This is a genomic window from Synechococcus sp. H60.1, assembly GCF_047462335.1.
In the GTDB taxonomy this organism is placed as follows: Bacteria; Cyanobacteriota; Cyanobacteriia; order Thermostichales; family Thermostichaceae; genus Thermostichus.
Genome location: NZ_JANSJA010000148.1, coordinates 25,116 through 38,603, shown reverse-complemented (window position 1 = coordinate 38,603; position 13,488 = coordinate 25,116). Strand labels below are relative to the sequence as shown.

At 62.5% G+C, this 13,488-nt stretch carries 12 protein-coding genes; 4 read left to right on the top strand and 8 right to left on the bottom strand.

Annotated features, from left to right (window positions below):
• Positions 1 to 21 precede the first annotated feature (21 nt).
• Positions 22 to 1,389, bottom strand: coding sequence for a glutamate-5-semialdehyde dehydrogenase (locus tag NW852_RS07810; protein ID WP_414371201.1), 1,368 nt, complete (start codon positions 1,387 to 1,389; stop codon positions 22 to 24).
• Between the two features lie 252 nt (positions 1,390 to 1,641).
• On the opposite strand from NW852_RS07810, the gene ctpC reads away from it, so the two are divergent.
• Positions 1,642 to 2,937: a carboxyl-terminal processing protease CtpC gene (gene ctpC, locus NW852_RS07805; protein ID WP_414364600.1), complete on the top strand. Its 1,296-nt coding sequence runs from the start codon at positions 1,642 to 1,644 to the stop codon at positions 2,935 to 2,937.
• Positions 2,938 to 3,093: 156 nt separating this feature from the next.
• Positions 3,094 to 4,011, top strand: coding sequence for an ornithine carbamoyltransferase (argF, locus tag NW852_RS07800; RefSeq protein WP_414364614.1), 918 nt, complete (start codon positions 3,094 to 3,096; stop codon positions 4,009 to 4,011).
• Positions 4,012 to 4,031: 20 nt separating this feature from the next.
• On the opposite strand, the gene NW852_RS07795 is transcribed toward argF, so the two are convergent.
• Together NW852_RS07795 and NW852_RS07790 are read right to left on the bottom strand one after the other, a co-directional pair.
• Complete coding sequence (locus NW852_RS07795) at positions 4,032 to 4,457, bottom strand: ExbD/TolR family protein (protein WP_414364599.1); 426 nt, start codon at positions 4,455 to 4,457, stop codon at positions 4,032 to 4,034.
• Positions 4,458 to 4,460: 3 nt separating this feature from the next.
• Positions 4,461 to 5,153, bottom strand: a complete 693-nt coding sequence (locus NW852_RS07790; protein ID WP_414371290.1) for a MotA/TolQ/ExbB proton channel family protein — start codon at positions 5,151 to 5,153, stop codon at positions 4,461 to 4,463.
• A 401-nt stretch (positions 5,154 to 5,554) separates the two neighbouring features.
• Between NW852_RS07790 and purH the strand changes: the two genes are divergently transcribed.
• Complete coding sequence (gene purH / locus NW852_RS07785; protein ID WP_414371204.1) at positions 5,555 to 7,168, top strand: bifunctional phosphoribosylaminoimidazolecarboxamide formyltransferase/IMP cyclohydrolase; 1,614 nt, start codon at positions 5,555 to 5,557, stop codon at positions 7,166 to 7,168.
• Here purH and NW852_RS07780 read toward each other — a convergent pair.
• The 4 genes from NW852_RS07780 to NW852_RS07765 all read right to left on the bottom strand — a co-directional run bounded on the left by NW852_RS07780 (position 7,165) and on the right by NW852_RS07765 (position 9,989).
• Positions 7,165 to 7,959, bottom strand: a complete 795-nt coding sequence (locus NW852_RS07780) for a transporter substrate-binding domain-containing protein (protein WP_414371206.1) — start codon at positions 7,957 to 7,959, stop codon at positions 7,165 to 7,167. The two genes, purH and NW852_RS07780, sit on opposite strands and share 4 nt — an antisense overlap.
• A gap of 5 nt (positions 7,960 to 7,964) precedes the next feature.
• Complete coding sequence (gene rplT / locus NW852_RS07775; protein ID WP_414333801.1) at positions 7,965 to 8,321, bottom strand: 50S ribosomal protein L20; 357 nt, start codon at positions 8,319 to 8,321, stop codon at positions 7,965 to 7,967.
• 123 nt (positions 8,322 to 8,444) lie between these two features.
• Positions 8,445 to 8,645, bottom strand: coding sequence for a 50S ribosomal protein L35 (rpmI, locus tag NW852_RS07770; protein ID WP_414333811.1), 201 nt, complete (start codon positions 8,643 to 8,645; stop codon positions 8,445 to 8,447).
• Between the two features lie 117 nt (positions 8,646 to 8,762).
• The gene (locus tag NW852_RS07765) at positions 8,763 to 9,989 is read right to left on the bottom strand and encodes a class I SAM-dependent methyltransferase (RefSeq protein WP_414364593.1); all 1,227 of its coding nucleotides are present in this window, start codon (positions 9,987 to 9,989) and stop codon (positions 8,763 to 8,765) included.
• A 71-nt stretch (positions 9,990 to 10,060) separates the two neighbouring features.
• Here NW852_RS07765 and glcD point away from each other — a divergent pair, with 71 nt between their 5' ends.
• The gene (glcD, locus tag NW852_RS07760) at positions 10,061 to 11,551 is read left to right on the top strand and encodes a glycolate oxidase subunit GlcD (RefSeq protein ID WP_414347454.1); all 1,491 of its coding nucleotides are present in this window, start codon (positions 10,061 to 10,063) and stop codon (positions 11,549 to 11,551) included.
• On the opposite strand, the gene NW852_RS07755 is transcribed toward glcD, so the two are convergent.
• Complete coding sequence (locus NW852_RS07755) at positions 11,548 to 13,437, bottom strand: AAA family ATPase (protein WP_414371209.1); 1,890 nt, start codon at positions 13,435 to 13,437, stop codon at positions 11,548 to 11,550. The genes glcD and NW852_RS07755 overlap by 4 nt on opposite strands.
• Positions 13,438 to 13,488 lie beyond the last annotated feature (51 nt).

Here is a 13,488-nt window from a genome sequence, read left to right as displayed (position 1 = left end):
GCGTTGGCCGGCGGTTCCTGCCTAGGTCCAACCAGCGCCGCTCAAGCGATCCCGATGGAGAAAGGGACGGGCCTGGGGCCCGGTGTAGTCGGCTACGAGATGGCCTCGCCCCCGCAGTTGGTAGCGGTAGGTTACTAGGCCTTCCAGACCCACCGGGCCGCGCGGCGGCAGCTTTTGGGTGCTGATCCCCACCTCCGCCCCGAAGCCATAGCGAAAGCCATCGGCAAAGCGGGTGGAGGCATTGTGAAAGACCCCTGCTGCGTCCACTTCGTCGAGAAAGCGCTGGGCAGCGGCGGCGTCTTCGGTCACGATGGCCTCGGTGTGCCGGGATCCGTACCGTTGGATGTGGGCAATGGCCTCGTCGAGGGAATCCACCATTTTGATAGCTAGAATCAGGTCGGCGTACTCAGTGCTCCAGTCGGCCTCAGTGGCCGGGATCAGATCGGGTACCAGCTCGCGGCAGCGGGGATCCCCGCGTAGCTCTACCCCTTTCTCGCGCAGCGCCTGCACAGCCAGGGGCAAAAATCGAGGGGCGATGGCCGCGTGCACCAGCAGGGTCTCGATGGCGTTGCAGGCGGCAGGATACTGGGTTTTGCTGTCCAGCGTCAGCCTCACCGCCATGTCCACATCGGCGGCCCGATCCACGTACAGGTGACACAGGCCATCGGCATGGCCCAGCACCGGGATGCGAGTATTTTCCATAATGTAGCGGACAAAGCTGCTGGAGCCGCGCGGGATGATGAGATCCACCAGCCCTTCCAGTTGCAGCAGGGCTTTGATCTCCTCGCGGCTGGTGAGCAATTGCAGGGATCCCTGGGGAAAGTCTGGGATCTGCTGCAGCCCCGCCTGGATGGCAGCCATCAGGGCCTGGCAGGAGAGTAGCGCCTCCGATCCGCCTTTGAGCAGGACGCTGTTGCCTGTCTTCACGGCCAGGGCAGCAATTTGCACCAAGGCATCGGGCCGCGACTCGAAGATCACCCCCAGCACTCCTAGAGGGTAGGTGCGCCGCTCCAGCACCAGCCCCTCGTCCAATTCCCGGATCAGCAAGGCCTGCCCCACCGGATCTGGCAGCCGCAGCACCTGCCGCACCCCAGCCACCATCTCGGCCAATTTCTGGGCGTCCAACTTCAAGCGGGCGTAGGCCGAGGCGGACAGCTCGCCGGCCTTGACCTGCTCCGCTGCCCGGGCCAGATCCGCTTGATTGGCTGCCAAGATAGTCTCCTGCTGCGCCAGCAAAGCGGTGGCCATGGCCTCTAGGGCGGCATTCTTTACCGCAGTGGGCAAGGTAGCCGTGCGTCGAGCGGCAGCGCGAGCCAACTGCACCTGGGCCAGCAGGGGCGAGTCAGCAGCAGCTTCCGGCAGGCTGGGAGAGTCGGTTACAAGAGACATAGACTCCAGAAGAAGACGAAAACGCTCCTGCAAATGGGATTCCGGGAGCACCTTTGCAGAGATCCCTGTGCTACGTTGGGCACAGTTGGGCTGTACCATTTGCAGCCTACCAAACTTTGGATCCCACCTGCCGTGGCAGGGGGCATTGCTCTGTCCCTGAGATAAAGTTGGGGCAGAGAAAGGCCTCTGTGCGAAACCCCTAGAGGCTGGAGATCAACCTCGACTTTTAGACCTTGTCTGCCAGGAGAGCCAATGAGAAAGCGCGGGTTTGTGGTTAGTGCAACGGCTGCGGTGGTCACAGCCGTGTCGCTTGTCGGGGTGCAGCTATCCATGCCGGGTTGGGCAGGGTTTCGCCGGGATCCCAAAGAGGTGGTGGACGAAGTTTGGCAGATTGTCAATCGGGAGTACGTCGATCCTTCCTTTAATTCCGTCGACTGGGAGGCGGTGCGCCGCGATCTGCTCAGCCGCGAGTATGCCACCCGCGAGGAGGCCTACGAGGCGATTCGAGAGGCTCTCAAGAAGCTGAACGATCCCTACACCCGCTTCTTGGATCCGGATCAGTTTGCCAGCATGCAGATCGACACCTCTGGCGAGCTGACGGGGGTGGGGATTACCCTTGGCTTGGATCAAGAGACCAACGAGCTGGTGGTGATCTCCCCCATCGAAGGGTCTCCCGCCGATCGCGCTGGGATCAAGTCCAAAGATGTGATCGTGCGCATCGACGACAAATCCACCGAAGGCATGGACACCAACACCGCCGTCAGCCTCATTCGCGGCGAGCCGGGCACGCGGGTGCGGCTGACCATCCGTCGCGAGGGGGAAGGGCTGAAGGTATTCGACTTGGTGCGGGAGAGAATTGAGCTGGCCACTGTGCGCTATGCGGTTCACCAGGAAAATGGCCTGCCCATCGGCTACATTCGCATTACCCAGTTTTCCGGCAATGCCGCCGACAAGGTGCGCCAGGCCATTCGCGAGCTGGAAAAGCAAGGCGTAGTTGCCTATGTGCTGGATCTGCGGGCCAACCCAGGGGGGCTGCTCTACTCCAGCGCCGAGATTGCCCGCATGTGGATCGACCGAGGCAGCATTGTCTCGACGGTGAACCGGCAAGGGGAGCAGGATCGCCTCACGGCCAACAACACCGCCCTTACCGACAAGCCTTTGGCCGTTTTGGTGGATGGGGGATCCGCCAGCGCCAGCGAGATCCTGTCGGGAGCCTTGCAAGATAACCGTCGCGCCGTGATCATCGGCACGCAAACCTTCGGCAAGGGCCTGGTGCAGTCGGTGCATCCCCTCTCCGATGGGTCGGGCCTGGCGGTGACCATTGCCCGCTATCGCACCCCCAAAGGCACCGATATCGATCACAAAGGCATCACCCCGGATATTGTCGTGGAACTGTCCGAAGAAGATCTCAATCGCCTCAGCCGGGATCGCGAGTTGGTGGCCACTCCCGCCGACCCGCAATATGCCGCCGCCATCCAGGCCCTCCAGGCACAGATCTCGGCCCGCCAGCAACAGGCCAAGGAGCCAATGCGTTCCTCTTCCCTCTAGCCAGTGTGGGGGCCCAGGCTGCGAGACCTTGCTGAGTAGCGACCTTGCGCTGGTGAGCAGGCAGCAGCTTCGGCAGGCAGGTTGAGGCGACGCGGGGCTGGAAGTTGTTGGCGGAGGTGGTGAAGCGCTATGGCGGGGTTGCAAGCTGTAGAATCCATCAACTTGGCTGGGCGGGATCTGCTCAAACTCAGCGACCTGAGCCCGGCGGAGCTGGCGGCCTTGCTAGCTCAAGCGGCGGAACTGAAGCGGGATCCCTATCGGGTGGATCTGCGCGGACGGGTGCTAGGGCTGTTGTTCCAGAAGGCTTCTACCCGCACCCGCGTCAGCTTTACCGCTGCCATGGCCCAGTGCGGGGGCAGCACCCTGGATCTGGTGCCGACGGCGATGCAGATGAGCCGCGGCGAGCCCTTGCCGGATACGGCCCGCGTCCTCTCCCGCTACCTGGACGCGATTGCCATTCGCACCTACGACCAGCGGGAGCTGGAAACCTTTGCCGAATATGCCGAGATCCCGGTGATCAACGCCCTCACGGATCAGTTTCACCCCTGCCAGGTTTTGGCCGATCTGCTCACCATCCAGGAGAACTTCGGCCAACTGGCAGGCCTGACCTTGGCCTATTGCGGTGATGGCAATAATGTTGCCCATTCCCTGCTGCTGGGCTGTGCCATGAGCGGGATTCACATCCGCGTCGCCACGCCCCCCGGCTACGAGCCGGATGCAGCAGTAGTAGCAGAAGCACAGGCCTTGGCCCAGGGATCCCAGGTGTGGGTCTTGCAGGATCCCCATGAGGCCGTCTCGGGAGCCCAGGTGGTCTATACCGACGTGTGGGCCAGCATGGGCCAAGAGGATCAGGCCGAGGCCCGCAAAGCCCATTTTCTGCCCTACCAGGTCAACGCCGCGCTGATGAAACTGGCGGATCCCGAGGCCATCGTGCTCCACTGCCTGCCCGCTCACCGGGAAGAGGAGATTACGGCCGAGGTTTTGGAGGGATCCCAGTCCCGTGTGTGGGATCAGGCAGAAAATCGCCTCCACGTGCAAAAGGCACTGCTGATCCAACTGCTGGGGGCAGGGTGACCCCAGAGACAGGGGAGGTGTCAACGGTTATTGGCGGGGCGGCGGGCGGCAATGGCCAGGCTGACGTTGGGCAGCCGCTGCAGGGTATCCATCACCTCTACCACTTTGCCGTGGGAGAGGGCCAAATCGGCGTTGATCACCACCAGGCGGCGCCCTTCAGCCGGCTTCTCGGCCAGGATGCGTTCCACTGCCGGGAGCAGAGCGGAGAGATCGGCAATTTTCTCCTGGTTGACGGCAATTTGGCCCTCAGCCGTGATGCTCACCGTAACGTCTGGCTGGCGGCGGGCTTCGGCTGTGGAGGCCTCTGGCAAATTGACCTCGAGAGCCTCGGAGCGGGTAAGCACCAGGCTGGCGATGACGAAAAACACCAAGATCGAGAAGATGACATCGATTAGAGGCACGATGTTGATCTCGGCGGGTCGAAAGTTTTCTTCTGGGATGCGCATAGGCTAGGAGGGATCAAGCGAGGAGTAGGGCGGAAGGGTGGAGCTGCCGCTGGGGCTGGACTTTGCGTAGGGGTACTGGGAAAGCTGTTGGGCTTGCATCTCTTGCCGCTGGCGATGCAGCAACTCCAGCTCGCCGCCGTACTCCTGGATCTTGGAGAGCTGCCGCAGGTACAGGGAGCGGAAGACGTTGGAGATCAACAAGGTGGGAATGGCCACGATCAGCCCAAAGGCGGTCGAGTAGAGGGCCTCGGCAATCCCCTGCCCTACCCCCTGAGTATTGGTGCCGCCAATATCCCCCAGTTGGATGGAGCTGAGGATCTGGATGATGCCGGTAACCGTGCCCAGCAAGCCCAGGAAGGGGGCAACGGTGATGACGGTGTCGAAGAGGGTGTTAAAGCGTTTCAGCAGGGGCACTTCTGCCGCCAGGGCTGTCTCCAGGGCCAATTTAAAATCCTCGGGGCTGGCTTCGTTGAGCTCCAGGCCGGCCAAAAAGATGCGCGCAATAGGCAGGTCGGCATTTTGCTCCAGCAGGTACTGGGCGGCCCTGGGGTTGCGGCGGTATTGACTCAGGGCTTGTCGCACCACCTCCTCCTGCCGATGGGTGACTTTCCACCAAAACAAGGCCCGCTCGATGCAACAGGCAACCGAGAAGACCGAGAACGTCAACAGGGGGATGGAATAGTACCAACCTTGGATCATGAGCTGCAAGACTCTATCCATACGATCCTGATTACCCCCTTCTAGCGGCAATTCACGCTCATCTTGTCATAGCACTTTCTCAGCAGGGCTGGGATCCCTTTTGAGCGGCTGGGATTGCACCTCCTGGCATCCTGAACCATCTCTTGACGGTTTGACTGCTGGGGTGAGCCACAGCCAGGTGCGCCTCTCCCAAGTCAACCCCAGCCATTTCTCTGACTCTTGGCACTGGCAACAGCCTCCTATCTCCCTCGCCGCAGGAACGCGGAGCAGTCGGCATCCATACCGGGGCCTGCGCTGCTGATTTTCTGGCAGGGGCGCTATGCTGGGGCGTGGGATATTAACCTGTTGGGGTTTCTTAGGCAACTCTGATCTCGATCTCTTGGGATAGCTCAAAACCGATGTCTGCTCAGTCCTTCCCCCCTTTGGCTCTCCTAAGTGTCTCCGATAAAACTGGCCTGATCCCGCTGGCTCAGGCCCTCGTGCAGGAGCACGGCTTTCAACTGCTCAGCAGCGGAGGCACCGCCAAGGCGCTTTTAGAGGCCGGGATCCCGGTCACCCCTGTTTCAGACCATACCGGCGCCCCGGAAATCTTGGGGGGACGGGTGAAAACGCTGCACCCCCGCATTCACGGGGGCATTTTGGCCCGCCTGGAGCGCGGCGAAGACCGGGCGGATCTGGAGGCCCTGGGGATCCCTCCCATCCAACTGGTGGTGGTCAATTTCTATCCTTTCGAGCAGACGGTGGCTCAGCCAGGGGTGTCGCTGGAGGAGGCTTGCGAGCAGATTGACATCGGCGGGCCCACGCTGGCGCGGGCGGCAGCCAAAAATTATCCCCACGTTACCGTGCTAACGGATCCCAGCCAGTACCCTCAGTACTTGCAACTGCTCTCTAGCTCCTCCAGCGAGGCGGAGCGGCTGGCCTTTCGCTTCCAGTGCGCCCGCCGCGCCTTTGAGCAGGTGTTGGCCTACGACCGCACCATTGTCCACTACCTGGCCTGCTCCGAGCTGTCCCACTCCTCTCCACCTCCAGCTCCTGCAGCCGCTGCCGCAGAGGTTTTTCAACTGCAAGGGATCCCTTGGCAGCGCTTGCGCTACGGAGAAAACCCTCACCAAGCCGCCACCTGGTATGTGGTGGATGCGGCTGCTCCCGGTTGGCATCGGGCCAAACAGTTGCAGGGGAAAGAGCTGAGCTACAACAACCTGCTGGATCTGGAGGCGGCTCGCGCCCTGGCAGCAGAACTCAGCCTAGGGCTTGGCAACGACCCTAAGCCAGCGGTGGCGGTGATTGTCAAGCACAACAACCCCTGTGGGGTAGCCGTTCGCCCAACCCTGGCTGCCGCTTTTGAGGCGGCTTTGGCTGCCGATCCCGTCTCCGCCTTTGGGGGCATCGTTGCCCTCAACCAAACTTTGGACAGGGAGACTGCCCAGCGCCTGGCGGAGCCTTTTTTGGAGTGCGTGGTTGTCCCGGCCTGCACCTCTGAGGCGGCTGAGCAACTGGCAGCCAAAAAGAACTTGCGGCTTTTGGTTTTGCCGGACTTTGAGGTTGGGCCAACCCAAAGCCTCCGCACCTTGGCTGGGGGTTTTCTGGTGCAGGAAGCCGACCGGCTGCAGGGATCCGTTCGCCAACCCTCCTGGCGGGTGGTGAGCGAGCGCCAGCCGACACTGGAAGAGTGGGCGGATCTGGAGTTTGCCTGGATAGTCTGCAAACACGTCAAATCCAACGCCATCGTCGTTGCCCGGCAGGGGCAGACTCTCGGCATTGGGGCAGGCCAGATGAACCGGGTGGGTGCCGTCGAGATTGCCCTTCGCCAGGCCGGCTCACAGGCGGCAGGAGCGGTTTTGGCCAGCGACGGCTTTTTCCCCTTTGCCGACAGCGTGGAGGCAGCAGCCCGTGCCGGGATCCGCGCCATCATCCAGCCGGGAGGCAGTCTCCGCGATGCCGATTCCATTGCTGCTGCCAATGCTGCCGGCATCGCCATGGTCTGCACTGGCATCCGTCACTTTTTGCACTAGGGCAGACCCCAGGCTCTGGCCTGGTCCGCCAGCCAGCCCTCGGCGCGCAGGTTCTCCAGCTCGCGGCGCACCCGCAGCCGCAATTCAGCATGCTCCAGCCCCTTGGGCAGGGCAATGCCCAGCCCCACTGTCGCCAACGGGGATCCCAGAAACTGAAACTGGGGGTGCTCCGCCAGCCACCCCGCCAGCACCGAGCGATCCGCTGCCCAGGCCTGCACCGCCCCTTTTAGGAGCAATTCTGCCCCTTCCTGGTAGGAATCCACCGCCACCAACTCAACCCCTGGGAGGTAGCGATGGAGGTGGGGAATGGCGGCCGACCCGCGCAGGACGGCAATCCGCGCGCCGCGTAGCTCTGACCAGCTCTGCCAGTCTTGGGAACGGGCCACAACCAGGCTGGGGCCATCCGGGTAGTAGGCCGAGGTGAACTCCACCTGGCGCGCCCGATCCGGTGTGATGCCGATCTGAGCGATGGCCAGATCCACTTCCCCTGCAGTCAGCACCTGTAGCCGCTCCACATTGGCCACTGGCACCAGCTCCACCGCCGCCGGGGATCCCAGCAGCCGGGATCCCAGCTCGCGGGCTAGGTCAATCTCAAACCCCTGCAGCTTGCCTTCGGCATCGCGAAACCCCAACGGCCTGAGGTTGTCTTTGACCGCAACTCGCAACTGACCCGAACGAACAATCTCTGACCAGGGACGGGCAGCGGCAGGGATCCCTAGGCAAACTAAGGCCAGGCTGGCCGCCCAGCAAGACCTCTGGATCGCCGAGGCCAACGGAGGCCGAGATCCCATCCCCTTCAGGCGGTGCGGGACTGGCGGGCCGCAGCCACCACTTGGGTGAAGGCTTCGGGATCCAGGAAAGCCAAGCGGGCCAACATTTTGCGATTGAGCTGGATATTGGCTTTTTTGAGGCCGTCGATGAACTCGCTGTAGCGCAGGCCCTGGGCGCGGGTGGCGGCATTGATGCGGGCAATCCAGAGGCGGCGAAAATCTCGCTTCTTGCGGCGGCGATCCCGGTAGGCACTGCGCAGGGCCTTCATCACCTGCTGGTTGGCGGTGCGGAACAGCTTAGAGCCGGCTCCGCGAAAGCCTTTGGCCAGCTTGAGGATCTTCTTGCGACGCTTGCGGGCAACATTGCCCCGTTTGACTCTCATGGCGGTAACTCAATACAGACAGATGGATACAAGGGCGAACAAGCCTTGAGACTTTTGGCCTGCCGTGGCGATCGGCTCACCCTAGGCTGAGGGAGTGGAGGAAGCGGCGCAACGGGATCCCACCTAGTGGGTGTTGGGCAGCATCAGGCGCACGTTGGCCAGATCCCGTTCATCCACCAGGGCCACGCCGGCCAATTTGCGTTTGCGGTTGGTGGTTTTGTGCTCAAGCAAGTGGTTGTGCCCGGCCCGGCGACGCATGAACTTGCCGCTGCCGGTGAGGCGAAAGCGCTTGGCGGCTGCCTTGCGAGTTTTGATTTTGGGCATGGCAATAACCCCAGAAATGGCCAGGGGAAAGGTCACAGTCTCCTAGCATAAGCTAGGGAAGACCAAGAAAGCAAATGCCGCAATGGCCTCTTCCTGTCTCAAAGCCGCCAAGAGCCCTCAAAAACTGTTCTCTTGCGGCTCCAAAAGCAACACTTGCCAGCGCAGCAACTGCTGCAACTGCGGCCAGCTCAGGGGAGAGTCTAGGCTTTCTTGAAGGGCTTGGACGGTGCGGATCCCGTCCACCTGCTGCAGGAAGGCGAAGGCTTCCTCGCTGAGGGAGATGGCCTCATAGGCGTAGTTGAAGAGGCTCCGCCCCGGCCACAGGCCCAGGCAGGGGCTGAGGTGGGCAACTGCCGCGGCCACATCCTCTGGATGGGTCCATTCCCAGCGGCGAATAGGGGGCTTGCCGAGAAAGAGCTCGTAGTGGGCCACCACCGGATCCAACAGCTCGATTAGGCGGTAGCGCTCCGGCTCCGGCAGTTGGGCTGCCTGGGCCAGTAGGGTTTCATCTTTGCCCAACACCCGCTCCAGCCGCCAGAACTCTGGGTTGGAAAAGCGCAAAAACTGCAGCCCTGAAGCCTGAATTAGCTCAAACAGCGTCTCGATGGTGTAGTCCACTTCCTGCGGGTGCAGGTACATATCGGCAAAGCATTCGTCGTCCACGTTTTCGATGGCCCAGCGGGCGCGTTCCTGCTGCTGGATGCGGTTGCTGTCTGGCAAAATCTGGAAAAGGCGGCGGCCCACCTGGAGCCCTTGCTGTAGGTGTTCTGCGGAAGCTAGCGGCTGATGCTCTGAGCCAGTGACCAAGAGGCGGATGGCCTTCTGCATCAGGCGGATCTCGTGGCGGCCCAGCTCGCCGTACACAAATAGGTGCAGGATCCCGCCGGGAGCCAGCTTGTTTGCCAGAGCCTGCAGCCCCGCCACCGGATCCGGGAGGTGGTGGAGCATGCCTACGCAGTTGATGAAGTCGAACTGCCCCGGCAGTTGGTCAATGTCGTAAACGTTGAGCTGGCGAAAGTGCACTGGTGGTGCCTGGGAAGCCCGGCAGCGGGCCTCGGCAATCTCCAGGGCGCGGCTGCTCAGGTCAAAAGCCCAGATTTCGGCGTTGGGGTTTTGGTGGGCGATATACTCCGTCCCCACCCCAGAGCCGCAGCCGGCGTCCAGGATGCGCACTGGGCGGCGGCCTGGATGAGCACCTGTGCAAAAGGCATAGGCCTGGGGCCAGCTCCAGCGCCAGTTCCACCCCGGCGGGGGAACGGTGCCGATGGGCTGTGGCGGGAAGGGGTAGAGGTCGTAGAGCTGCCGCACTTGTTTGAGAATCTGTTCGGCGCTGCGGGACTGCATAGGCTCTCCAGCCAGACTATCCAGACTATAGTGACGATATCTCCCCTAAGCACATTTCTCGCCAACGCTCTATGGTTGTCCGCGCTTCCCATCCTCTGCAAGCTGGCCTCACCTTCGACTGGATCAAGCTGACGGCTGAGCTCAAAAAAATTCTCGATCCCCGGCGAGTGATCAGCAAGCCGGAGGAGCTGTTGGTTTACGAGTGTGACGGGCTGACCAGCTACCGGCAAAGGCCGGCTTTGGTGGTGTTGCCGCGCACCACAGAAGAGGTGGCGCAGGTGGTGAAGCTGTGCAGCCGCTACCAGGTGCCCTTTGTGGCGCGGGGATCCGGCACTGGCCTTTCGGGAGGGGCGCTACCCCTGGAAAATAGCGTCGTCATTGCCACCACCCTGATGAAACAGATCCTGGAGATTGACCTAGACAACCGCTGCATGGTGGTGCAGCCGGGGGTGATCAACGCCTGGATTACCCAAGCGGTGGCCGACCAGGGCTATTTTTATGCGCCGGATCCCTCTAGCCAGTCGGTTTGCTCCATCGGCGGCAATGTGGCGGAAAACTCCGGCGGCGTCCACTGCCTCAAGTACGGGGTAACAGCCAACCACATCCTCGGCTTGACGGTGGTGCTGCCGGATGGGGAAGTGGTGCGCTGGGGGGGCAAGATCCCGGAGATGCCCGGCTACGACTGGGTAGGTCTGTTTGTCGGTTCCGAGGGCACCCTGGGCATCGCTACCGAGATTACCCTGCGCCTGCTGAAAACCCCGGCCCAGGTTCAGGTTTTGCTGGCGGACTTCGACAGTGTAGAAGCAGCGGGATCCGCCGTCTCTGACATTATCGCTGCCGGGATCATCCCCGCCGGCCTGGAGATCATGGACAACTTCAGCATCAACGCCGTCGAGGATGTGGTGCAGTTGGGCTGCTACCCGCGGGATGCGGCGGCCATCTTGCTGGTGGAGGTGGACGGGCTGGAGCTGGAGGTGGAGGAAGCCGGCCAACAGGTGAGGGCGCTGTGCCTCAAAAACGGGGCCCGCCAGGTGCAAGTGGCAGCCGGCCCAGAAGAGCGGGCGCGGCTATGGAAAGGGCGCAAGGCGGCCTTTGCTGCAATGGGCAAGCTCAGCCCCAACTACTACGTCCAGGATGGGGTGATCCCCCGCAGCCAGCTAGCCTATGTCCTCAAAGAAATCGAGCGCCTCAGCCGCGAATACGGCTACCCGGTGGCCAATGTGTTCCATGCCGGCGACGGCAATCTCCATCCGCTGATCCTCTACGACGAGTCGGTGCCGGGATCCCTGGAGCAGGTGGAGAAACTGGGGGGCGAGATTCTCAAACTCTGTGTGCGCCTGGGGGGTAGCCTTTCTGGCGAGCACGGCATCGGGGCGGAGAAACGCTGCTACATGTCGGAGATGTTTACGCCCACGGATTTGGAGAGCATGCAGTGGGTGCGGCAGGTATTTGACCCGCAGCACATCGCCAACCCCGACAAGATCTTTCCCACTCCCCGCACCTGCGGCGAGGCGGCCCATGCCCACCGGCGGCCGGAATGGCAAGGGATCCCTGTCTTCTAGCTGGCCTGCCGCTGCTGCTGCAGCTCGGCAAAGGCCTGGGCAAAGTCTTCCTGGCAGATGACCAAGGTTTTGGCCTCCACCGTCTCGGCAGTGGCGCGGTGGCGGCGAATAGCAGCAATGGCGGCACGGTTACTGAGCAGGGCCAGGTCGGCACCACTCCAGCCTTCGGTGCGCTCGGCCCACACCTCCAGATTTACATCTGGCCCCAGGGGACGCTTGCGGTTATGTACAGATAAGATTTCCCACCGCCCGGCGCGATCCGGCAGCTCCACACTCAGGTGCAGCTCCAGCCGGCCAGCGCGGGTGAGGGCGGGATCCAAACTGGCTTTGCGGTTGGTGGCCGCCACTAGCAAGACCCCCTGGCTGGGACGGATCCCGTCCAGTTCGGCCAGCAGTTGCCCCAGAACCCGGTCACTGACGCCACTGTCGCCGGAGTAGCTGCCTCGCGCGGGAGCGAGGGTGTCGATCTCATCGATGAAGATGACGCAAGGGGCACACTGGCGGGCGCGGGCAAAGAGTTCCCGCACCGCCTGCTCGGAGGATCCCACCCATTTGCTCAAAAGCTCCGGGCCGGAGACGGCGATGAAATTGGCCTTGGCCTGGGAGGCGATGGCCTTGGCCAGCAGCGTCTTGCCGGTGCCGGGGGGCCCACTGAGGAGGATCCCTTTGGGGGCTTGGGCCTGGGCCTGCTCGTACAGCTCTGGGTGCAGCAGGGATCCCTCGATGGCCTCCTGCAAAATCTGCTTGGCACCCTCCAGGCCGCCGATCTGATCCCAGCTCACCTGGGGCGACTCAATTTCCACCGAGCGCAACACCGCCGGCTTTACCTGTTGCAGAGCTTCTTGAAAGTCCGCTGCCGTAACTTTTAGGGATTCGGGAATGGGGGATTCCAAATCCGGCACCTGACGCCGCAAAGCTGCATAGGCGGCCGCCTGGCACAGGCCGCGCAGATCCGCGCCTACAAAGCCCAGCGTTTGCTCTGCTAGGCTGTCCAAATCCACATCCTCCGCCAGGGGCATGCCACGGGTGTGAATGGCCAAGATCTCCCGCCGCCCCTCCCGATCCGGCACCTTAAAGATGATCTCCCGGTCAAAGCGCCCCGGTCGCCGCAGCGCCGGATCCAGGGCCTCAGGTCGGTTGGTGGCTGCCAGCACCACAACACCTTTTTGAGCCGCAAACCCGTCCATCAGCCCCAGCATTTGAGCCACCAGGCGTTTTTCTACCTCCCCCTCGACGGCGGCGCGGTTGGGGACAAGAGCATCGATTTCGTCAATGAACACCAGACAGGGAGTCGACTTAGCCGCCTTCTCAAAAAGCTGCCGCAGGCGCGCCTCCGCCTCCCCGTAGTACTTGCCGATCAGCTCTGGGCCGACAATGGCGATGTAGTTCACCCCCAGGCTCTCGGCCAGGGCGCGGGCCGTCAGAGTCTTGCCGGTGCCAGGGGGGCCTACCAACAGCACGCCACGGGGCGGCTCTAAACCTAACTTGGCCAGCAGATCGGGCCGCTTGAGGGGGATCTCGACCATTTCCCGCAAAGCTTGGAGCTGTTCCCTCAGCCCCCCCACATCCCTGAGGCGCGGCCCTGGGCCGGATTCCGTCCCGCTGAGGCGGTCGGCGACCAAATCAGGCGAGGGAGCAGCCTTGGGCTGTTCGCGCCAGCTTGCTGTGGACATCACCTGAGGCTCGCTGCTCCAGGAGGGATCCCCCGTCTGGGCGCTGCTGCGGCGACGGGGGATGGAGCCGGAAGGGGGAATAGAGCTGCCCAAAGGACGGGCCTGGATGCGCACCTCAGTTCGCAGCTCCCCCGTGTTTCTTTTCTCGTCCAGTTTCTGGGCTAGCTCGATAAGCTGCTCAATACCCTGGATAAAATCGCTTAGATCCGCCACAGCCGGGGTTTTCCGTCTACAAATAACCCACCAACAGAGGTTTTAGCCCAT

Excerpts from the sequence above, each read along its gene's own strand:
- ctpC (WP_414364600.1), top strand. The coding sequence starts at position 1,642 with ATGAGAAAGCGCGGGTTTGTGGTTAGTGCAACGGCTGCGGTGGTCACA.
- NW852_RS07780 (WP_414371206.1), bottom strand. The coding sequence starts at position 7,959 with ATGGGATCTCGGCCTCCGTTGGCCTCGGCGATCCAGAGGTCTTGCTGG.
- rpmI (WP_414333811.1), bottom strand. The coding sequence starts at position 8,645 with ATGCCCAAAATCAAAACTCGCAAGGCAGCCGCCAAGCGCTTTCGCCTC.
- NW852_RS07810 (WP_414371201.1), bottom strand. The coding sequence starts at position 1,389 with ATGTCTCTTGTAACCGACTCTCCCAGCCTGCCGGAAGCTGCTGCTGAC.
- rplT (WP_414333801.1), bottom strand. The coding sequence starts at position 8,321 with ATGAGAGTCAAACGGGGCAATGTTGCCCGCAAGCGTCGCAAGAAGATC.
- NW852_RS07795 (WP_414364599.1), bottom strand. The coding sequence starts at position 4,457 with ATGCGCATCCCAGAAGAAAACTTTCGACCCGCCGAGATCAACATCGTG.
- glcD (WP_414347454.1), top strand. The coding sequence starts at position 10,061 with ATGGTTGTCCGCGCTTCCCATCCTCTGCAAGCTGGCCTCACCTTCGAC.
- purH (WP_414371204.1), top strand. The coding sequence starts at position 5,555 with ATGTCTGCTCAGTCCTTCCCCCCTTTGGCTCTCCTAAGTGTCTCCGAT.
- NW852_RS07765 (WP_414364593.1), bottom strand. The coding sequence starts at position 9,989 with ATGCAGTCCCGCAGCGCCGAACAGATTCTCAAACAAGTGCGGCAGCTC.